Here is a 19,162-nt window from a genome sequence, read left to right on the forward strand (position 1 = left end):
TCATGCGAGCAGTCGTGCAGCGAGTCAGTACCGCGTCCGTGGTAGTCGATGGGGAGACCGTCGGCTCGATCGACGAGCCGGGCCTGCTCGTGCTGGTCGGCGTCACGCACCCGGACACCCACGCCGAGGCGCGCAAGCTCGCCGCCAAGCTCTGGGGGCTGCGCATCCTGCATGGCGAGAAGTCCTGCTCCGACGTGTCGGCGCCGCTCCTGGTGATCAGTCAGTTCACCCTGTACGGCGACGCCCGCAAGGGCAGGCGGCCCACCTGGCAGGCCGCCGCCCCGGGACCGGTCGCCGAGCCCCTGGTGGACGCGGTGGTGGACGAACTCCGGGCGCTGGGAGCCCACGTGGAGACAGGCCGGTTCGGCGCGGACATGAAGGTGTCCCTGGTCAACGACGGGCCGATCACGCTCGTGGTGGACGTGTGAATATAGCCTCCGCGCCCGCTTTACCGGAGACGCCCGCTTTACCGGAGACGGGCGCTTTACCGCAGGCGGCGACGCATCGCCGGGTCGATGGTGACGTTGCGGCCCGCGTCTGGAGGGACGATGACCTCTTGGGCGGCGGCGACACCGCCCGCGAGTAGGGGCGCGTCGACCGGCACCGTCCGTTTGACCATGGCCAGCGCGATCGGGCCCAGCTCATGATGGCGGGCGGCGGAGCCGACGACGCCCACCTCCTGGCTCTCGAAGATCACCGGCGCACCGTGCGCCGGCAGCGTGTCGACGCTGCCGTCGAGGTGCAGGAATACCAGCCGCCGCGGCGGATGCCCCAGATTGTGGACGCGGGCGACCGTCTCCTGGCCCCGGTAGCAGCCCTTGGTGAGGTGTAGGGCGCTGCCGATCCAGCCCACTTCGTGCGGGATCGTCTTGTGGTCGGTGTCGAAGCCGAGCCGGGGCCGGTGCTCCTCGATGCGGAGCGCCTCGTACGCCCAGAGCCCGGCCAGCGGCTTGCCCAGATGGTCGGGCAGTTCGGCGCGCGGCACCAGGAAGTCCTCGGTCGCGGACGAGAGCACCGCCAGGTCGTCGGCGCGCGAGACCTCGACGCGGAGCATGAACCGCATCCGGTCGAGGTAGGCGACCAGGCTGTCGGCGGTGCCCGGCTCGACGTGCGCCAGCACGCTCTCGCCGTCGTCGACCAGCGTCAGGTGGTGCAGGACCCGGCCCTGGAGATCGAGGTCGAGCGTCTGCGTCCACTCGCCGGGCGCCAGCGTGTCGAGCTTCTGCGAGGTCAGGTCGTTGAGCCATTTCAGCCGGTCGGCCCCGGAGACACGGACCACCTCGCGGTTGCTGCGGTCGACCACCGCCTCGCCCTTGACGAGCGCCCGTTGTTCGGCGAACAGGTCACCGTAGTGGGCGGCCACGTCGGAGTCGGGGCCGTCGGCGGGAACGGCACCGGGGAGATCGAGCAGAGGGCTGCGCATGCCTTCCAGGTTATCGGCAGTTGCGACAGAGGCCGAAGACGGTGTGGTCGGCGGCTGAAGGCAGTCTTATCGGCACTTGCCGCAGAGGCCGAAGACGGTCAGGTGGCGTACGTCGGCCACGAAGCCCATCTCGCTGTCCAGCCCCTTGACCAGCCCGTCCGCGAGCTCGGGGCGCACTTCGCCGACCTCGCCACAGCCCCGGCAGACCAGGTGCAGATGGTCGGCGTCCGCCGCCAGGTGGTAGGTGGGCGCGCCGTGGCTCAGATGGGTGTGGGTGACCATGCCGAGCTCTTCGAGCAGTTCCAGCGTGCGGTAGACGGTCGAGATGTTGACGCCGCGGGCCGTCTCACGCACCCTGACGCAGATCTCTTCGGGCGTGGCGTGCTCAAGCGACTTGACCGCCTCCAGCACGAGCTGTCGCTGAGGGGTCACCCGGTAGCCCTTGGCGCGGAGTTCTTCGTGCCACTGCGTCTCCGTCATGCCCCGAGTCTACGACCGAGTATTAATCACTTGCCCCCTCCTCGACCGAGCGCATAGCTTCTGGAGTACGCCGAAAGGAGGTGGTCCAAACAATGGTGATTCATAGTTGGACTAGCGAGGTGGTTGTCCGCTAACGATGCGGACTGTTGTCTCGCGTCTGCTTAGCGAATTCGAGGCAACCACCGGGGCCCCTGGCAGTCGGAGGGCGGGGATGGTTTTCCTGTCCATGGTCCATCCGACCCGCTCGATCACGAGCGGAACGCCGCCTGGGGCCCTTTTCCATGCCCTCGGTCCGCAGCGCGTGGTCAGTGCGCGCCGCGGGGCGGGATGCCGAGCTTGTCACAGGCTTCGCGATAGAGGCGTACGACCGCCATGCGCACCTGGGGGCGTTCGGTCAGCGTCTCTCCCCACGGCACCCTGACCTGCTCGCCGCCGTCGATCGTGAACTCGATCGCCTCGGCGTCGACCCCGCTGGTGGCCGCCGCCGTCGCGGCGGGCCGGCCGCCCAGCCCCCGCACGATGATCAGCGCGTCGTCGGGGTGGTCGTCGTTCATGTGCCGCTTGATCGCCTCGACCGCCTCAGCGGTGAACGGGGTGCTCATTTGGATCAAGCTACTTTCTTCAGCTCCGCCGACATGTGCGATGTGAGCGGGTGCCCGACCGCGGCCATGTCATAGGCCCACATGAGGTTGCCCTTGACCAGCCCGTACAGGCGGGTGGCCGCGGTGTATTCCTTGGCCGAGGCGGTGCGCGCGACCACGTCGGTGCGCAGCTCGATCTTGTGGAAGACGACCTCGCCGATGTAGATCTCCACGATGCCGGTCGGATGCGCCAGCAGCACCTCGAGCTGCCGGTCGGGCTGCGGCCGCCAGTAGCCGGACTCGGTGGCGAGCGGCCTGACCCGGTTGCCGTCCTCGTCGAGCAGCCAGGTGCGGCTCACGTACGACAGGAACGGTTTGCCGTTGTGGCCGAACTCGATCTCCTGACCGAAGTTGAAGCTCTCGATCGTCGGATATCCCCCGACACCGGCGCCCTCCCAGCGACCGATCAGGAACGCGATCGGCTCCAGATCGGGATGCACCGGCACCTGGACCTCAGCATCTTCCATGGCACCAAACTGTACTGGCCGCCCGCGGTGAAGGCGTCCTGCGGGAAGGGGGTTAGGGTGACGAGCATGGCACGTTCACTGGTGATCAAGGTGACCGCCGGCGCCGAGGCCCCGGAGCGCTGTAACCAGGCGTTCACGGTCGCGGCCGCCGCGCTGGCGAGCGGTGTTCCGGTCTCTCTCTGGCTGACCGGCGAGTCCTCCTGGTTCGCGGTGCCGGGCAAGGCCAAGGAGTTCAACCTGGCCCATGCCGCTCCGCTCACGGACCTGCTGGACGCCGTTCTGGCGGGCGGCCGGGTGACGGTGTGCACCCAGTGCGCGGCCCGGCGTGACCTCACGGTCGACGACCTCATCGACGGCGTCCGCATCGCCGGCGCCTCCACCTTCGTCGAGGAGGCCGTGGCGGAGGGCGCGCAGGCTCTCGTGTACTGACCGCGGATAAACCTCCGGCGCGCGTGTCCGGAGTGGCTCGGTGGTTCCGACGTCTCTGGTGTACGGCACCGGGAGCGGTGCCGGCCGAGAGGAGAGATCGTGAAGTACATGATCATGATGAGCGGCACGCAGCGCGACTACGACAATCTGTCCGGGAAGCCGGACAATCCGGTCTGGTCCGGTGAGGACGTCGCGGCGCTGCACGCCTTCATGGAGGCGTGGAACAACGCCCTGGTCGAGTCCGGGGAGTTCGTGGACGCCCAGGGCCTGAGCGCGCCCGTGCTCGCCAGGAGGGTCGAGCTGAAGGACGGGGTTCCGGTCGTGACGGACGGGCCCTACTCCGAGACGCAGGAGGTCCTGGCCGGTTACACGATCGTCGAGTGCGAGAGCTTCGACCGGGCCACCGAGATCGCCGCGCGACTGGCCGACACTCCCCACCCCGCGAACGCGACCCTGATCCACGACTGGCACGTGGACATACGGCCGATCGCCGGAGGCTCCGAGGAGCTGTGATCGGCGACGAGGTCCTGTTGTGATCGGCGACGAGGTCCTGTTGTGACCGGGGGCGAGGTCCTGTTGTGACCGGCGGCGAGGTCCTGTTGTGACCGGGGGCGAAATCGAGGACCTGCTGCGCGGGCTGGCGCCGCAGGTCCTCGGCGCGCTGGTACGTCGTTACGGACACTTCGCCACGGCCGAGGACGCGACGCAGGAGGCGCTGCTCGCGGCCGCCCTGCAGTGGCCCGGGGAGGGCCTGCCGGACAACCCACGCGGCTGGCTGATCACCGTCGCCTCACGCCGGCTGACCGACCTGCTGCGCGGCGAGCAGGCCCGCCGGCACCGCGAGGACACCGTCTCACGCTGGACACTGCCCGACCAGTGGCTGGCCCCCGCCGCGGACCGGCCGGCGTCGGAGTCCGACGACACGCTGATCCTGCTGTTCATGTGCTGCCACCCCTCGCTGTCGCCCGCGTCGCAGATCGCGCTCACCCTGCGGGCCGTCGGCGGCCTGACGACCGCGGAGATCGCCAGGGCGTTCCTGGTCCCGGAGGCGACCATGACCCGGCGCATAACCCGGGCCAAGCACCGCATCAAGGAGAGCGGCCTCCCCTTCGGCATGCCCTCCGGCCAGGACCGCGCGGAACGGCTCGCCGCGGTCCTGCACGTCCTCTACCTGATCTTCAACGAGGGCTACGCCAGCACCTCGGGTCCGGCCCTCCAGCGCACCGAGCTGACCATCGAGGCGATCCGCCTGACCCGCCTGGTCGACCGCCTGCTGCCGGACGACTCCGAGGTGGCGGGCCTGCTGGCCCTCATGCTCCTCACCGACGCCCGCAGACCGGCGCGTACGGGCCCGGACGGCTCCCTGATCCCCATGGCCGAACAGGACCGAACCCTCTGGAACACCGCCTACATCACCGAAGGCACAGCCCTCATCACCGGCGCCCTCCCCCGCGGCCCGACCGGCCCCTACCAGCTCCAGGCGGCGATCGCCGCCCTGCACGACGAGGCGCCGACCGCGGCGGCGACCGACTGGCCCCAGATCAAGGCCCTGTACGAGGTGCTGATGCGGCTCTCCGACAACCCGGTGGTCACGCTCAACCACACCGTGGCGGCCGCCATGGTCGACGGCCCGGAAGCGGGTCTGGCCCTGCTCGAAAAGCTGGCACACGACGCCCGGATAGCCGAAGACCACCGGCTGCACGCGGTCCGGGCCCACTTGCTGGAGATGTCCGGCGACCACCGGGCGGCCCGCGAGTCGTACGAGGCGGCCGCACAGCGAACGAGCAGCCTCCAGCAACAGCGCTACCTGCACGCCAAGGCCGGCGCGCTGGAAGGTCAGCTGCCGAGCACGGCGGCCAGGCGCTCGCGGCGGAGTTGCTCGTAGCGGGTGTCGTCGAGCGGGGCCAGGTCGCCCGCGCGCCAGGAGAGCAGCAGGTCGGCGAGCGCCGGGTTGCGCGCCAGCGCCGGCCCGTGCAGGTAGGTCCCGACGATGTGTCCCGCGTAACACCCCTCGAAGCCGTCCCCGTTGCCCACTCCCACGGTCGTCCGGGACAGCGCCTTGACGCCCGGCCCCAGGCGGGTGACTCCCATGTGGTTCTCGAAGCCGGTCAGCGTCGGCAGGCCCAGCTCGGCATCCACCTCGGCGACCAGCTCGCCGACCGCCCGTGAGGGGCCGCGGGAGCTGGCGATGTCGAGCACGCCGATGCCGTCGACCGGCTGGCCCTCCTCGCCGCCGAACGTACTGCCCATGATCTGGTAACCGGCGCAGACCGCGAGCATCGCCGCGCCCCGCGCGATCGCGCGGTGCACGCCACCGTCCTTGCGCAGCCGCTCCGCCGCGAGGATCTGCGGTCGGTCCTCGCCGCCGCCGATGAGGTAGATGTCGCCGCTCTCCGGCACCGGGTCGGCCGAGCGCACGTGGATGGTCTCGGTCTCGATCCCCCTGCGCTGGGCGCGCTGCTCCAGGACGAGCACGTTGCCCTGGTCACCGTACGTGCTCAGCAGGTCAGGATAGATCCAGACGATGCGAAGGGCGCTGTCAGACGGCACGACCGAACTCCGATCGGATCTGCTGGAAGGCGGTGTAGTTGGCGATCACGTCGACCCGGCCCGGCGGCTGCATGGCCAGCGCTTCGTTGAACGTGCCGCAGAGCGTGAACGGCACGTCGGCCACGTCGAGCCGGAGCGCCAGGTCCAGCCGCCGCTCACCGGTGACGAACACCGGGCGGCCGCGCAGGATTCGGTAGTCGACGTCCCACAGCCAGGAGGTGTCGCGCCCGTCGGGGCCCTGCGCGTTGACCGAGAGGATGATCGGCTGCTGCGGGTCGGAGACGTCGAACGCCTCCAGCCAGCCCGCCGGGTTCTTGGCCAGCAGCAGCCGGGCGTGGCGGCCGTCGCGCTCGACCGTGGTGTAGCGGCCCGCGACCGAGGTGACCTCGCGCAGCCGGGGCAACGCCCGCTCGACCGACAGTCCGAACGCCTCGCCCACCGCCAGCGCCATCGCGGCGTTGGACCGGTTGGCCAGGCCGGGCAGCTGGATGTCGAGCAGCCACCGCTGTCCGCGCGGATCGATCACCGCGTCGTCGTCGAGCACCCACTGCGGCTCCGGCCGATGGAAGGTGCACTCACGGCACGCCCAGTCGGCGTCCTTACGATCCAGCGGCCCGCCGCACTCGGGGCAGCACCAGGAGTCTTCCTTCCAGCGCTGACCGCCCGCGACCCAGGTCACCTTGGCCGCGGTCGAGGCGCCCCAGGTGACGAGCGGGTCGTCGCAGTTGGCGATGACGTGTGTCGGCTTGCCGGACAGCGCCCTGCGCCACTTCTGCGCGAGCAGCCAGATCTCGGCCGCGCGGTCCATCTGGTCGCGGCTGAGGTTCATCAGGCAGACGACGCCGGCGCCGGTGGTGTCGAGCACCTCGGGCAGGTATTTCTCGTCGACCTCCAGCACGCCGTAAGGGGCGTCCTTGTGCGTGGAGAGCGCCGAGACGTGACCGGCGGGCATGTTGGCGCCGAACGCGTTGGTGGCCACCTCCCCCAGCTCCAGCAGCGCCGAGGTGATCAGCCGGGTCGTGGTGGTCTTACCGTTGGTCGCGCTGACCAGGGCCAGCCTGCGGTCGCGGGCGAGCTGCCGGAGCAGGTCGGGCTCGAGCATCAGGCCGACCCGACCGCCGATGACCGAGCCGTCGCCGCGCCCGGTCATCCTCGACAGCGTGGCGGCACTGCGGCCCAGGGCGCTCGCGAGCTGAGCCCGCAGTGGAAGCTGGGTCATGGCACAGGATCCTAGTCGTCGTTGGGCTCTGCTCTGGTGGGGCGCACCAAAACACGTCCGGGGCCTTCGGTCTCCCGTGCTCGGCCTATGAGATAATCATTCGTACGGAGCCCTCTCGGCCTCGGGTCCAGCGACCCAGGCGGGAGGGTTTTTTCATGCCCGAAATCGCAGTGACGCGTCACCCTGCGGCAGGCATTCCCCGATCAAGGAGTATTCGATGAAACTCGGTCTGACCTGCCCTCGCTTCATCTGGCCCGGCGGCGACACCGCCATCGCCGAGAGGTTCGCGGCCGTCGCCCGCGGCGCCGACGAAGCCGGGCTGCACAGCCTGTGGGTGATGGACCATTTCTTCCAAATCCCCAACTTCGGCGCCGTCGAGGATCCGATGCTGGAGGCGTACGGCGCGCTGTCGTATGCCGCCGCCCTCACCCGCCGGGTCACGCTCGGCGCCCTCGTCACCGGTGCCGTCTACCGTGCGCCCGGGTTGCTGGTGAAGCAGGTCAGCACGCTCGACGCGCTCTCCGGGGGCCGCGCCGTCCTCGGCATAGGCGCGGGCTGGTACGAGCATGAGGCCCGAGGTCTCGGTCTCCCCTTCCCTTCCCTCGGCGAGCGGTTCGAGCGGCTGGAGGAGACGCTCCAGATCGCCAAACAGATGTGGAGCGACGAGGACAAGCCGTACGAGGGCACCCATTACAGACTGGAACGCACGCTCAACTCCCCTCAGGCCCGCCCGCCGATCCTGATCGGCGGCAGCGGGGAGAAGAAGACTCTCCGTCTCGTCGCCGAGTACGCCGACGCCTGTAACTTCCTGCACGGCGCCGATGTACGGCACAAGCTCGGCGTGCTGCGCGACCATTGCGAACGCCTGGGACGGCCGTACGAGGACATCGAGAAGACCCTCCACATGCGCATCCCCGACGGCGAGAGCGTCGAAGAGAGCGTCCAGCGCTGCGGCGACCTGGCCGAGCTGGGCATCGACCACGTCATCGTCGCCGTCCCCGACGCCGCCGCCGACTCCTCACTCGCGCACCTGGCGGCGCTCGCCACGCAGATCTCCGCCATCACCCCGGCCGGGCGCTGAGGACAAGCGTTGCGGACATGAGCACGTTGCCCGGGACGGCAGCACAAACGTGGCCGCGGACACAGCTGAGCTGAGCCGCGCGTCCCGGCCAGGGCGTTCCCGCACCCGCCCGGACATCGGTGGGCGATGATATTCAGGTGCGGAGAGTAATCAAGTCGCGACGCTGGGTGTGGCATTGGGTGAGCTGTGCGGCGTTCTTGATCGCCGTGGCCGCGGTGCTCGTGTACTTTCACCTCGGTTCGCCCGACCGTCTGGAGGAGGCAGACAAGCTCGCCGGCGTCGGCAGCCTGTTGTTCAGTGGGGTCTCGCTGCTGGTGTCCGTGGCCGCTCTGGGATGGGGGGCCGCCGCACCTCGGCGCGAAGGCGCCGCCTCCGCGGCGGACGAGGCCCGGTCGCTGGATCCGTGGGTGGCCCGGCTGGCGGGCAGGGTACGTGACCAGTGGACTGAGGAGGCGGCGGTGCGGACGTTGGGCCGGCCGGATCCGCTGCGGTTGCACTGGTCGTCCTCGGGCCGTCCCGGTGCCTCCGCGATCGCGGTGCTGGGCGAGGGGACGATACCGGGGCGGCCCACGCGTCTGCGGCTGCACGGCGACCTGGGCGACGTGGTGACGGCGTTCCGGAAGCTCCCGCGCAAGCAGCTGATGGTCCTGGGAGAGCAGGCGGCCGGCAAGACCGTGCTGGCGCTCCTGTTCACCCTCGGCGTGCTCGAAACCCGCGAGCCGGCCGAGCCGGTGCCCGTCCTGCTGACCGCGTCCTCATGGGACCCGGCCCGGGAACGGCTCGACGTCTGGTTCGCCAGGCGACTGCGTGAGGAGTATCCGTTCCTGGCGGACCGGGACGTCCACGGCAATGACGTGGCCTGGCGGCTGGTCCACTCCGCACGGGTGATGCTGGTCCTGGACGGCTTGGACGAGATGCCGGGCAGGCTGCACGCTACGGCGATCAAAGCAATCGATCGAGCCGTCATCGACAAGCGTCCGCTGGTGATCACCTGTCGCTGCGCGGAGTACGACGCCGCGGTCGCGGCGGAGGGCCAGCCACTCGCTCACGCGGCGGTCGTAGAGATCGAACCGGTCAAACCCGAGGACGCCGTCGACCACTTGCGCGCCGCCCTTCCCACCGGCGACGATCGCTGGACACCGATGTTCGATCATCTCCTCGCCTGCCCCGACGGTCCGCTGGCACGGGCGCTGTCGCCTCCGCTGATGGTCTCCCTCACGCGCTCGGCGTACGCCCCTCCCGGCACCGACCCGTCCGACCTGCTCGACCTCGGCAGGTTCCCGGACCGGTCCGCGATCGAACACCACCTGCTCGAGGCGTTCCTCCCCACGGTCTATCAACTTTCACTGCCGCCGCCGGACCATTCCGGATCTCCCGCGACGCCCCTCCGCACGTACGAGCACGACCAGGCTCGGGCCTGGCTCGCGCACCTCGCCCGGCATCTGAGAGCACTCGGCACCCGTGATCTCGGCTGGTGGGAGCTGCACCGGACCCTCCCCCGGGGCGGTTTCGAACTCATCGCCGGACTGGCCGCGGGACTGACTGCGGGGCCCGTGATGGGGCTGGTGGCGGGGCTTGTGTACGGCCGATCGTTCCTGGCCATCGCCGGATGCGGGACCGGGCTCGGCGTCGGTGTCGGGGCGGCACTGGTGTCCGGATTCGGGAGAAGACCGTCGCCTTCCCGGGTCCGGCTCCGGATCAAGGGTCGCCGCCGTCAGATCCTGCGGGGAATCCTCGTGGGTGTGGCCGTCGGGCTGTTCGCCGGCCTCGTGTTCGGGATGGTCTTCTGGTCCATGGCGGACGGCTCGGACATCGGGCTCGTCGCCGGTGTGGTGGCCGGGGTCGCCGGCGGGATCGGCGTCGGGCTGGGCGCGGGCCTGACCGCGCCGGTCGGACCCGAGGAGAACATCAGCCCCCGCTCCCTCCTCGACCTGGACCGCGCCACCGCGCTGACCCAGGCGCTCGGCGGCGGACTCGGTGCGGGGCTGATGGTCGGCGTCGCGGCGGCCATGCTCGCCCATCCCGCGGCCAGACTGGGCACCGCGCTGGTGGCCGGCGCCGGGGTGGGCATCGGGGTCACCCTGGTCGCGGTGAGCAGCACCGCGTGGGGGCGGTGGATGCTGATCCGCGCCTGGCTGGTGTTCAGGAAGAAGCTGCCCTGGCGGGTGATGGATCTCCTGGACCATGCCCACCGTCACGGCGTGCTCCGGCAGGTGGGCGGCAGTTATCAGTTCCGCCACGCCCGTCTGCAAGATCACCTGATCGACTTCCCGGCGATCGGCGGAGATCGGGACTTCGCGGCCGGGCTCCGCTCCACGAGCATCGATCCATGCCACGGTTACAACGGCTGATCAGCCAAGCCCGGCCGGCATGTCGCGAACTATCAGGCAGCGGCCCTAACCAAGGTGCCGGGCGAAGAACCGCAGCGAGCTGTCGGTCTCGAACTCGGGGATCTCCCCGTGCTTGCCCGGGTTGGCGTGCAGCGTCTTGTCAGTCGAGGCCAGAGCGTCGAACAGCGCCAGCCCTTGGTCCCGCGGCACCAGGTTGTCCTCCCATTGGAGCAGGAACAGCACCGGGACGGTCACTCCAGCGGCGCTCTCGGCCAGCCCGTGCAGGCCGAGCAGACCCAGCACGGCGGCGCGGACCCGGGGTTCCGCGGCGAGCAGCGGCACACCGAGTCCGCAGCCCATCGACATACCCCAATAGCCGACCGGGCCGACGCCCACGTGATCGAGTTCCTGGACCGCGGTGATGACCGCCTGCCATTCCGCGACGGCCTGCCCGGCCAGGTGCGCGTGCATGGCGGCGACCAGCATGGACGGATCCTGGCCGGCGGCCATGCCGGCCCGCAGTTCGCCCGCGATCCGGTCGAACTCCTCGTCCTTCGGCCGGTCGCCGTGGTTGGGCGCGTCGATCGCGGCGACCGCGAACCCGCCCTCGGCGACGAAGCGGCGTGCACCGGCCAGGATGCCTGGGGCCTTCTTGTGCTGCCTGCCGCCGTGCCCCATCAGGATCAGGGGACGAGGCCCGACGGCATGTTCCGGCGTCCACAGCACACCGGGTATGTCGCCGAAGGTGAAGATCTGTTCGCTGACGCCGTCCAACGACGTCTGGGAGGTGAAGCGCATAGCGTCGCAAGCCTTTCGGGATGCCTTCTGCGGGCGCTCCCTAGACCGTGCAAAGGAGGGAGCCCCGACCTGTCACAGCGTTGATCGGTCTCACCTCCTCGGTTCGCGGCGATGCACAGCGGCGGCGAAGGTATCACACAGCCCGCGCAGGGCAAACGTTGCGTTCGCGGTGCCGCTGCTGACGGGGACGGAGTCGCCCGACCCAACTCCAACAGATCTTCGCCGAACTTTTGGCCCATGCTCAGGAGGCAGGCGTGGTGCGAACCGATGTGGACAGCCAAGACGCACAAGCCATCGTCCTGGCCGCAGTCACCGCAGAACGCCGCCGCGCCGACCACGCCAAGCCCGGCCGCCTCGCCGACCTCGTGCTGGACAGCCTGCGCCCTAAGTGAGCGTTTTAGGCACGCAACACCCCGTTGCAGCAGTCGGTGGGCCTCCTCAACACCGGGGAGCACTCGTGATCACGAGCAAGAGCCTGCATCTGCGGTCGGCTGACCGGAATGCCCTGCCACGACAGGGTGATGCAGTCGGGCACAAGCGTTACCAGCTCTCGCCCATGCGAACACTTAGCAGCCAACTGTTCGCATGGGCAGCACGACGGCCTCCCAAGAGTCGGGAGGCGTGACCGAGCTAACCCTCACCCCTGAGTCCGGTAGGGGACTGGACGCGCGGGCGGCGCCTGCCGCGTGTCACCCAGAGGGCTGGCGAGTGCTCGCTCGAATCCGGTGAGGGCGTTGATGAGGTCGGGTGCCTCGAATGCGCGGTTGCGTCTGCCGATGGTGGTCTGTCGGAGTATGCCGACTGCTGCCATCTGATTGACGGCGTCATTGGCTCGCTGACTGGATCTTCCGATCAGGTCGGCGGCAGTGGCCACCGTGAGCACAGGAGCGGAGGGAAGCACTCGCAGCAAAAGATCGACGGAGGATCCAGAGCGGACGCTCCCAATTTTCCGTCGCCAGTCCGTGTCCAGGGCGTCAAGGTCCGCACCGAAGCGATCCGTATCGATGATGGCGCGGGCGGTGTCCACGGTGAATCGATCGATGCACGCGCCCATGGCCTCCTGGGCCTCCGGGGAGTCGGCGGCTCCTTCATACCGATATGACGTGAGTGCGGAGATGTACGCGTCAGCGTGTGAGGCCAGGATGAGGCTGATCGGAGGAACGAAACGGGGTGCCAGCCCTCTACGCCGAAGGATCAGGTGGATAAGTGCCCTTCCAGTGCGGCCGTTCCCATCAACGAACGGATGGATCGTCTCGAACTGCGCGTGCGCGATAGCCGCTTGGACAAGAGCGGGGTGTTCGTCCCCTGACACGTACGCGCACAGGTCTTCGAGGAGCGAGTGCACTCGGTCCGGCGGTGGAGGGACGAAGTCGGCACTGCAGGGTGACATTCCGGTTCCGCCGACCCAGTTCTGCTCGGTTCTGATCAGCCCACCGAAGCGTGCGTCCCGGGTTCCGTTGAGAAGTCGCCGGTGCAGCTCCAGCACGTCGTCAAGGTGTATGGCCGGCGCGTCCGCGAGTCCGAGGGCTGATTCCATCGCCCGGACATTTCCGAGGACGGCGTGTGCCGTGTCGTCGCGCATCTCTATGCCCGTACGTTCTGCCACGTCGGTCTTGGCCAGACGTCGCACGTTGATCTGCAGACCTTCGATGAAGGAACTCGCTACGGCCTCGGCCCACAGGAGAAGCCTGGCCAGTGCTTCAAGGCTGACCAGAGGACGTTCGGAGGTGTTCAGCTCTATGAGCCGGCGTTCGACGTCGCTCACGTCCGCCGCGCGCTGTCCCGTCAGGGTCAATGGACGACCCAGCAGAGGGTCGGGAACGTAAGCTCTGTAGTCGCAGCGCTGACGTTCCGCTCGCGTTGCACCGTTGGGGGTGCCCTGCCACGACAGGGTGATGTACTCGGCCACAAGCGTTACTACCTCTCGCTCATACGAACACTTAGTTGTTAACCGTTCGTATGGGAGCCGCGAGAGAACACTTACGAAGTGCGATAGAGGCTGCTGCGCGCCCGGTCGATAAACGATCTTGCTGCTAAGTGGACTCAGCGAGCCGGTCCGGGCCACCACGCCTGCTCCTGAGCTTGGCCTTAACCCCCCTTGGAGCTTCAGTGTCGGCCCAGCCCGGCGATGAGATCGTCGACCATGTCGAAGGCGATCACACTGTCGAGTGGGTTGGAGTAGTTGCGCGACCAGCTGATCAGTCCATCGCGCACGCGAGCGACCATGACGATCTGGGAAGTGAACCGCTTTCCCGTCGCGGTGACCAGGCCCTGCAGCCGGTATTCGGCTATCACCACTTCCGGGTCGGCCGTCTGGCGGATCGCGACGTTGTCCACCGACTCGAACCTCTGAATCTGGGCACCCGTCTTGAGGTGGGCACGGAAGGTCTCGCGGCCCTGCTCCTCCTGTGGGGCGCCGGGCAACTGGAACGGAAACTCGAAAACCGCGTCCTCGGCGAACAGGTCAGCCATCTCCTCGCAGGGCCGGCGCCCTGGCCGCGGGCGCCCCGGCCCGGCAGCGGGAGTGGACTTCGAGGAGATCGGGCGGGCTTTGGCCCTGGTCGAAGAGGCCGGGCTGCCGATCAACCGGGCCGCGGCACTGCTACTCGGCATCCCCTCCGCGAACCAGGCCGTGGACCGGCCTGTGGGAGCGCCGCGTCCAGGAGGCACGGGGCACGGCCCAGGTCACGCCGGTATGACGGGGCTGGCGGTGCGCGGGGCGGGGGCCGTACGGCGCCGTCGTAGGCCACGAACACAAGCGGCTCGGCCGCGGCATCGAGCTCAGCTCAACGGCTCAGAGCAGGGTACGCAGTTCGCGGGCCGCGTCGGTGGCGTTGAGCAGGCGGGCGCCGTCCGGGAGCAGGACCAGTGGGCCTGTAGTAGTCCGTGCCGCGATCCCCGCCCGCTCCCAGACCAGGACGATCTGCAGGATGACCGCCTGGTAGGCATGGTGGGCGTCGGTTCCACGCGGCTTCCCGAACCGGCCGTACAGCTCTTTGTCCACCCGGTTTCGGGCCTGCTCACGTCCCAGCCCGACGCCCGTGAACACCACTACGAACGTACTGGCGGCGAGAGCGACGATCTCCTCATTGAGCAACGCCTTGACACCGGTACCCGAACTCTCGGTCATGACCGGCACGTTACTGACCTTGGGGACCAACGGAACAGCCGGTAACGCCAAGCACTTGATCTTGGCTGACTCACCCCGCGCAAAGCCGCCGCCGCCCCGGCCATCCCGACTGGACCCGTTCAAGCCCCAGCGAAATTCCTTCAGGGCCGGTCACCAGCGCACCGTGTTCGGCCTCTTGCACGGCACCCCAGCTATGGCCGGACACGTCGTACAGGCCAAACCGCCCATCCGAGATCGGCGCCTCGTCGTAGACGCTGCGGATCAGCTCGGCCACTTCGGTCTCCTCCATCCGGTCGCAGGTGGAAACCCTAGCGATCACGAACGACGGTTCCACTCGCGCCGTTAGCTAGGACGCCAGGAAGTCGAAGTTTGGGACGGGGTGGGAGCTCGACGGCGATGTTCGACGTTGGCCGAGGGAAAGCCGACAATGGAGAGGCTGATGATGGGGAAACCGTGGCAGGGGCGGGCTGTGTGGCGCCTGATCGGCGAGCCCTCGCAGTGCGCGACGAGCGCCAAAGGAAGCGCACATCGCTCTATGGACGGCAGCCGTATCGCTCGTCCTTGACCGGGCTCGCGGTCAAGCGACCCGTACCGAGTGAGGCCCAACGCTGATCGTCACATCGACGTGGCCACCAAGGGCGGCCGCGTAGGCGCGGATGGTCTCGAGTTCCATCGAGTCCAGATCGCCGTTCTCAATCTGAGAAATACGCGCTTGAGAGATGCCGAGAGCAGCCGCCACCTCGGCTTGGGTCTTGCCCACCGACTTGCGCAGCTCTTTCAGATGATGACCGGCGACGTAGGCATCCAACTGCGCATCGGCAGCAGCCTGACGCTGCGGGTCGGCCAGATCGGGATACAACCGGTGCGCTTCCGCTTTGACCTCACGCCAATTGCGTCCGGGGCTCATCGCTTGCCCTCCTCCTTCGTCTCAGCCGACTTCGCGGCGCGGTACTCGGCATAGCGCGCCTTGGCAAGAGGTATCGCTTCCTCATACCAGCCTGACCATCTGCCGGCCTTGTCGCCGGCCACAAGGAAGATCGCCTCCCTGTCCGGATCGAAGACGAACACGATTCAAATCTCGGTTCGCTTCCTTGAGTCCGGACGGAGCTCCTTGAGGTTGCTCATACCGTCGTCTATCAGGGTGTCCACCAATGGGCGACCAAGCGCGGGGCCGACCTCTGCAAGCCGATCAATGGCTTTCTCTATCAAATTGGCAGAGTCTGGTTCGCTCTCGCAGAGTTTGAGGAACCACGATTCGACAGGCTCCAGCAGCACGATCTCCCACGCCATGCAGGCAGTATAACTCCTAGCTTATGTCACGCCGAGAGGCTCGCTCACTCCTCGGTGACGCGTTCGTAAGCTCTCCTTGTTGGTGAAAGGAACACCCGCCGCCCCCTTGGTCTGGCCGTGGCGGAGCGTGGGAGCGCGAGGGCTTGCCCTCGCATAGGAGGGGCCGGAGGCCCCGGGGAGCACGCCGAAGCCCCATCGGCGCGAAGCGCCTGATCGGCGAGCCCATGCAGTGCGCGACCAGCGCCAAAGGAAGAACGCCGAGCTTCCAATGCGCGAAGCGCCGACTGCGAGCCCTTTGTAAAGCTCAGCCCGGCTCGGCGAAAGAGAGCTCCGGGGCGCCGTCCCGGTCGAACGGCAGCACGAACCGCCGTGGCCAAGACAGTACGCCTTCCAACCACCCCGCCCCCATCGTCTGCCCCACGTGCCGCAACCGCGATGACGGGTCGACGCCGATCGCGACCGTGCTGATGTCGCGCTGGACGCCCTCGCTCTCGTCGTCGCCCAAGATGACCCGCCAGGCCAGCGCCCTGTTGTGGTCGATCTCCATCGACAGCGGGTGGTGTCGCAGTGCCTTGGCGCGGTGGCCGAGCAGTTCCGATTGCAGGAGTTCGGCCGAGCTGCCGTTGGGCGCGTTGCGGAACAGGGCGTACTCCATCGGCGGTGCCGGGCTGCGGAGGTTCGGGGCCGGCTGGCCGTACGGGAAGAGTCTGTCGACCTCGTGCAGCCAGCGCACCTGCGGGATGACCCATGAGGCGCCGGGGCGCTCGCCGCCGCTGTCCACGGCGGCCAGGAGCCGGGTTGCCGTCTCGGCGGCCTTCTCGGTGAGCAGGGCCGGGTCGAACCAGCTGCGCAGCGACCAGGCCCGGCGCTGCACCGAGCGTTCGATCAGGGTGGCCAGCAGGCACTCCCGGCGTCTGGCCGGCAGCTCGGACCAGGCGGCCGTCAGTGCGCGAGGTACGCCGGGCAGAGGCCGGTTGCTCACGAAGGCCAGGACGACCGTGTCGCACCAGATGCGCAGCCAGGCCCAGTCGGGCGCGTCGGCGAGGACGTCTGCCTCGCGCAGTTCGACCAGGGTGCACGCCTGGCCGGTGCGGCACTGGCTGCCGCAGGCCGCCGATCTTCGGCCCCGGATCGGCGGGGCGGGGCTGGCCATCAGCTTCTCGCGGGACTCGCCGAGGGGCACCCGGACGCGCAGCGGGCGGTCCATCCCGTCGGCGAACACCGCGGCGGAGCCCGGTTGCAGGGAGACGACGTGGCGGGACTGTTCCTCGCTGAGGTTCATGGCCCCACCGACGAGTTGCCGGTCGTCCTCGGCGGGGAGCCGGTGGACGACCTTCAGGGCGGTGTTCTTGACCACGTCCGTGACGAGCTTGGTGGGGATCTGCTCGGCCACCACGATGCCCTCGCCGTAGGCCCGGATCTCGGCGAGCAGGCCGGCCAGCAGTTCGACCGCGTGGGTGGAGGCGCGGCCGGTGCCGCGGTCACGCAGCAGCCGGTGGGCCTCCTCGATGACGATGACGTGGCGCAGGCCGGTGGACTTCTCCTGCCGGGCCCGCATCCGCAGGTGCTCGACGATGCGGATGATCAGCGTGCCCATCAGGAACGCCTTGTCCTCGTCGTTGGCCACGTCCTCGATCGCCAGCACCACGTTGCGTTCCAGCAGGCCGCCGATGTCGGCCGGGTGGCCGCCCTCGAAGAAGCGGCCGGCCGAGCCGACGCGGAGCGAGCGCAGCCTCAGCGAGATGAAGCCCTCCACGTCGGCCTGGACCTCGCGGCCGTAGCCGATCTCCCGGATCACGTCCATGGCGTGCTGCTGGAGCAGTTCGAGGGTCGGCACGCTGGGCGGCACCTTGGAGCCCGGTACGGCGCCGCCGGTGACCACGTCCCAGCCGGTGGCCTCGTAGACGCGCTGCAGGGCCAGCGACATGATCTGCGGGAACGGCTCCTCGGCGTCGAACGCCGCCATGAACAGCGCCCTGACCATGTCGATGTGGGCCTGGACGGGGTAGCCGGGCTCGGGTTCCAGCGGGTTGATGCTGAACGGCACGCCCGCGGGGGCCGACGGGTTGATCACAGTGACCGTGCCGGGCTCGATGCGGCCGGCCATGGCGGCGTACTCGGACTTGGCCGGCTCGATCGCCAGCCAGGGGATCCCCGCCCTGCTGAGCTGCTCCAGCAGGTGCCTGACCGTCTGCGACTTGCCCGAGCCGGTGGCCCCGGTGACGAAGGCGTGCCGGTTGAGCGTGCTCAGCGGAACCCGGAACGAGCCGACGCACCGGTCCTGCCCGTCGAGGATCTCCCCCAGGTCCAGCTCGCCCTCCTCGGCCTCGGAGGTCACGTCGAAGAACCCGGAGTCGAGCACCCGTACGCCAGGCACCTCGCGCCTGGGCAGTCCGGCCAGCGCCGCGAGGGCCCCGGCGGTCGCGGCGAAGGGCGCGGCGGCGCCGTCGGCCGGGTCCTGCATCGTCAGGCCGAGCGCCTCCGACAGGCCGTAGACGGCGCCCTGAGCGCTGCGCAGCCGGTAGGGGTGGTGGCTCATCTCGACGGAGCCGACCAGGACCGGCGCGATCTGCCGGAGCTCCTCGGCCGTGGCGCCGCCGGCGAGCACGCGGACGTTCCAGAGCCCGGCCTCGCGGAAGGCGTCGAGCTCCTGCATGCGGCGTTCGGCCCGCTCGGCATCGAACCTGCTGCGCTCGGAGGCGTCGCCGTACTGCCTGAGCACGTTGAGCTGGGTACGCAGGTGCGCGACCTCGGCGTCGAGCAGGTCGGTCGGCTCGGCCACCACCAGCCACGCGAACGGCCTCGACATGAGCGTGACCAGCGTCGCCTCGAACAGCGTCGGCCGCTTCAGCTCGTCGGGTTCGAGCCCGCCGAACTCGCGCCGGCCGCCCAGCGGCGGCGCCTGCCGTCCCGGGCACGGCGTCCACACCAGGTCGGCGAGGTCGGCCAGGTACTCCTCGTCGAGCTGCACCCCGCGCGCCCCACCGGGGAACAGCAGCGGCTGCGGCCCGGCCGGCGCCCCCGGCGCGTCGGGAGCCCGGCGCGGCTGGCGCGGTGGCGACAGCGGCCCGGCGTTGGTGATGAGCTCAAGCGGCGCGCCGGAGCCGCGGGAGAGCCACCCGATGACGAACGGCCGGTCACGTTGGGCGGCGGACAGCACGGCGGGCAGCACGGTGACGAAGTCCCACTCCGCCGACGAGCTTCGCGAGGGTGCCGCGATCGACTGGATTCGGTACCAGGGCCCGCTCAGCGAGACACTCGACTGCATTTCATTCCCCCACAGACGGTTGCTAGTAAAATCCGCCTACCGTCAGCGCGCCACGT

21 protein-coding genes and 1 pseudogene are annotated in these 19,162 nt (G+C 69.2%); 7 read left to right on the plus strand and 15 right to left on the minus strand.

What is annotated here, in order from left to right:
- The first annotated feature begins 2 nt into the window (after window positions 1-2).
- Window positions 3-428 (plus strand): D-aminoacyl-tRNA deacylase, encoded by a 426-nt coding sequence (gene dtd / locus AB0H88_RS26665; protein ID WP_357648885.1) that lies wholly within the window; start codon window positions 3-5, stop codon window positions 426-428.
- A gap of 56 nt (window positions 429-484) precedes the next feature.
- On the opposite strand, the gene AB0H88_RS26670 is transcribed toward dtd, so the two are convergent.
- The 4 genes from AB0H88_RS26670 to AB0H88_RS26685 form a co-directional block, all read right to left on the minus strand.
- The gene (locus AB0H88_RS26670; RefSeq protein ID WP_357648887.1) at window positions 485-1,423 is read right to left on the minus strand and encodes a glycine cleavage T C-terminal barrel domain-containing protein; all 939 of its coding nucleotides are present in this window, start codon (window positions 1,421-1,423) and stop codon (window positions 485-487) included.
- Between the two features lie 66 nt (window positions 1,424-1,489).
- Window positions 1,490-1,903, minus strand: a complete 414-nt coding sequence (locus AB0H88_RS26675) for a Fur family transcriptional regulator (RefSeq protein ID WP_357648889.1) — start codon at window positions 1,901-1,903, stop codon at window positions 1,490-1,492.
- 305 nt (window positions 1,904-2,208) lie between these two features.
- Window positions 2,209-2,505 carry a DUF2470 domain-containing protein gene (locus AB0H88_RS26680; RefSeq protein ID WP_357648891.1) on the minus strand — a complete coding sequence of 99 codons (297 nt, stop codon included), beginning with the start codon at window positions 2,503-2,505 and terminating at the stop codon, window positions 2,209-2,211.
- Between the two features lie 5 nt (window positions 2,506-2,510).
- A complete protein-coding gene (locus AB0H88_RS26685) occupies window positions 2,511-3,011 on the minus strand; it encodes an FABP family protein (protein WP_357648893.1) in 501 nt (166 codons plus the stop codon).
- A gap of 66 nt (window positions 3,012-3,077) precedes the next feature.
- Between AB0H88_RS26685 and AB0H88_RS26690 the strand changes: the two genes are divergently transcribed.
- From AB0H88_RS26690 to AB0H88_RS26700, 3 genes are all read left to right on the plus strand, one after another.
- The gene (locus AB0H88_RS26690; protein ID WP_357648895.1) at window positions 3,078-3,440 is read left to right on the plus strand and encodes a DsrE family protein; all 363 of its coding nucleotides are present in this window, start codon (window positions 3,078-3,080) and stop codon (window positions 3,438-3,440) included.
- A gap of 108 nt (window positions 3,441-3,548) precedes the next feature.
- Window positions 3,549-3,953, plus strand: a complete 405-nt coding sequence (locus tag AB0H88_RS26695) for a YciI family protein (protein ID WP_357649330.1) — start codon at window positions 3,549-3,551, stop codon at window positions 3,951-3,953.
- Window positions 3,954-4,041: 88 nt separating this feature from the next.
- Entirely contained in the window at window positions 4,042-5,325 is a 1,284-nt protein-coding gene (locus tag AB0H88_RS26700) for a DUF6596 domain-containing protein (RefSeq protein WP_357648897.1), read from the plus strand.
- Here AB0H88_RS26700 and AB0H88_RS26705 read toward each other — a convergent pair.
- A complete protein-coding gene (locus tag AB0H88_RS26705) occupies window positions 5,277-5,990 on the minus strand; it encodes a glutamine amidotransferase (protein WP_357648899.1) in 714 nt (237 codons plus the stop codon). The genes AB0H88_RS26700 and AB0H88_RS26705 overlap by 49 nt on opposite strands.
- The gene (locus tag AB0H88_RS26710; RefSeq protein ID WP_357648901.1) at window positions 5,980-7,209 is read right to left on the minus strand and encodes a MurT ligase domain-containing protein; all 1,230 of its coding nucleotides are present in this window, start codon (window positions 7,207-7,209) and stop codon (window positions 5,980-5,982) included. The genes AB0H88_RS26705 and AB0H88_RS26710 overlap by 11 nt, the downstream gene beginning before the upstream one ends.
- A gap of 217 nt (window positions 7,210-7,426) precedes the next feature.
- Here AB0H88_RS26710 and AB0H88_RS26715 point away from each other — a divergent pair, with 217 nt between their 5' ends.
- Both AB0H88_RS26715 and AB0H88_RS26720 read left to right on the plus strand, forming a co-directional pair.
- Window positions 7,427-8,290 carry an LLM class F420-dependent oxidoreductase gene (locus AB0H88_RS26715; RefSeq protein ID WP_357648903.1) on the plus strand — a complete coding sequence of 288 codons (864 nt, stop codon included), beginning with the start codon at window positions 7,427-7,429 and terminating at the stop codon, window positions 8,288-8,290.
- 137 nt (window positions 8,291-8,427) lie between these two features.
- Entirely contained in the window at window positions 8,428-10,641 is a 2,214-nt protein-coding gene (locus AB0H88_RS26720; RefSeq protein WP_357648905.1) for a hypothetical protein, read from the plus strand.
- Between the two features lie 45 nt (window positions 10,642-10,686).
- Here the strand turns inward: AB0H88_RS26720 and AB0H88_RS26725 are convergent, their stop codons facing one another.
- Window positions 10,687-11,418 (minus strand): alpha/beta hydrolase, encoded by a 732-nt coding sequence (locus AB0H88_RS26725; protein ID WP_357648907.1) that lies wholly within the window; start codon window positions 11,416-11,418, stop codon window positions 10,687-10,689.
- A gap of 212 nt (window positions 11,419-11,630) precedes the next feature.
- Here AB0H88_RS26725 and AB0H88_RS26730 point away from each other — a divergent pair.
- A pseudogene (locus AB0H88_RS26730) lies at window positions 11,631-11,810 on the plus strand (hypothetical protein); the annotation flags it as partial.
- A 245-nt stretch (window positions 11,811-12,055) separates the two neighbouring features.
- Here the strand turns inward: AB0H88_RS26730 and AB0H88_RS26735 are convergent.
- The 8 genes from AB0H88_RS26735 to AB0H88_RS26770 all read right to left on the minus strand — a co-directional run bounded on the left by AB0H88_RS26735 (window position 12,056) and on the right by AB0H88_RS26770 (window position 19,106).
- A complete protein-coding gene (locus AB0H88_RS26735; protein WP_357648909.1) occupies window positions 12,056-13,183 on the minus strand; it encodes a Fic family protein in 1,128 nt (375 codons plus the stop codon).
- 341 nt (window positions 13,184-13,524) lie between these two features.
- Window positions 13,525-13,890 carry a nuclear transport factor 2 family protein gene (locus AB0H88_RS26740; RefSeq protein WP_357648911.1) on the minus strand — a complete coding sequence of 122 codons (366 nt, stop codon included), beginning with the start codon at window positions 13,888-13,890 and terminating at the stop codon, window positions 13,525-13,527.
- A 322-nt stretch (window positions 13,891-14,212) separates the two neighbouring features.
- Window positions 14,213-14,548 (minus strand): hypothetical protein, encoded by a 336-nt coding sequence (locus tag AB0H88_RS26745; protein WP_357648913.1) that lies wholly within the window; start codon window positions 14,546-14,548, stop codon window positions 14,213-14,215.
- Window positions 14,549-14,618: 70 nt separating this feature from the next.
- On the minus strand, window positions 14,619-14,822 hold the full coding sequence (locus AB0H88_RS26750; protein WP_357648915.1) for a hypothetical protein: 204 nt from the start codon (window positions 14,820-14,822) through the stop codon (window positions 14,619-14,621).
- A 303-nt stretch (window positions 14,823-15,125) separates the two neighbouring features.
- Entirely contained in the window at window positions 15,126-15,455 is a 330-nt protein-coding gene (locus tag AB0H88_RS26755) for a helix-turn-helix transcriptional regulator (protein WP_357648917.1), read from the minus strand.
- Window positions 15,452-15,616 (minus strand): type II toxin-antitoxin system RelE/ParE family toxin, encoded by a 165-nt coding sequence (locus tag AB0H88_RS26760; RefSeq protein ID WP_357648919.1) that lies wholly within the window; start codon window positions 15,614-15,616, stop codon window positions 15,452-15,454. Before AB0H88_RS26760 ends, AB0H88_RS26755 begins: the two co-directional genes overlap by 4 nt.
- Before the next feature lie 3 nt (window positions 15,617-15,619).
- Window positions 15,620-15,838, minus strand: coding sequence for a hypothetical protein (locus AB0H88_RS26765; RefSeq protein ID WP_357648921.1), 219 nt, complete (start codon window positions 15,836-15,838; stop codon window positions 15,620-15,622).
- A 304-nt stretch (window positions 15,839-16,142) separates the two neighbouring features.
- Window positions 16,143-19,106: an ATP-binding protein gene (locus AB0H88_RS26770; protein ID WP_357648923.1), complete on the minus strand. Its 2,964-nt coding sequence runs from the start codon at window positions 19,104-19,106 to the stop codon at window positions 16,143-16,145.
- Window positions 19,107-19,162 lie beyond the last annotated feature (56 nt).

This window comes from Nonomuraea sp. NPDC050680, assembly GCF_040654555.1.
Taxonomy (GTDB): Bacteria; Actinomycetota; Actinomycetes; order Streptosporangiales; family Streptosporangiaceae; genus Nonomuraea.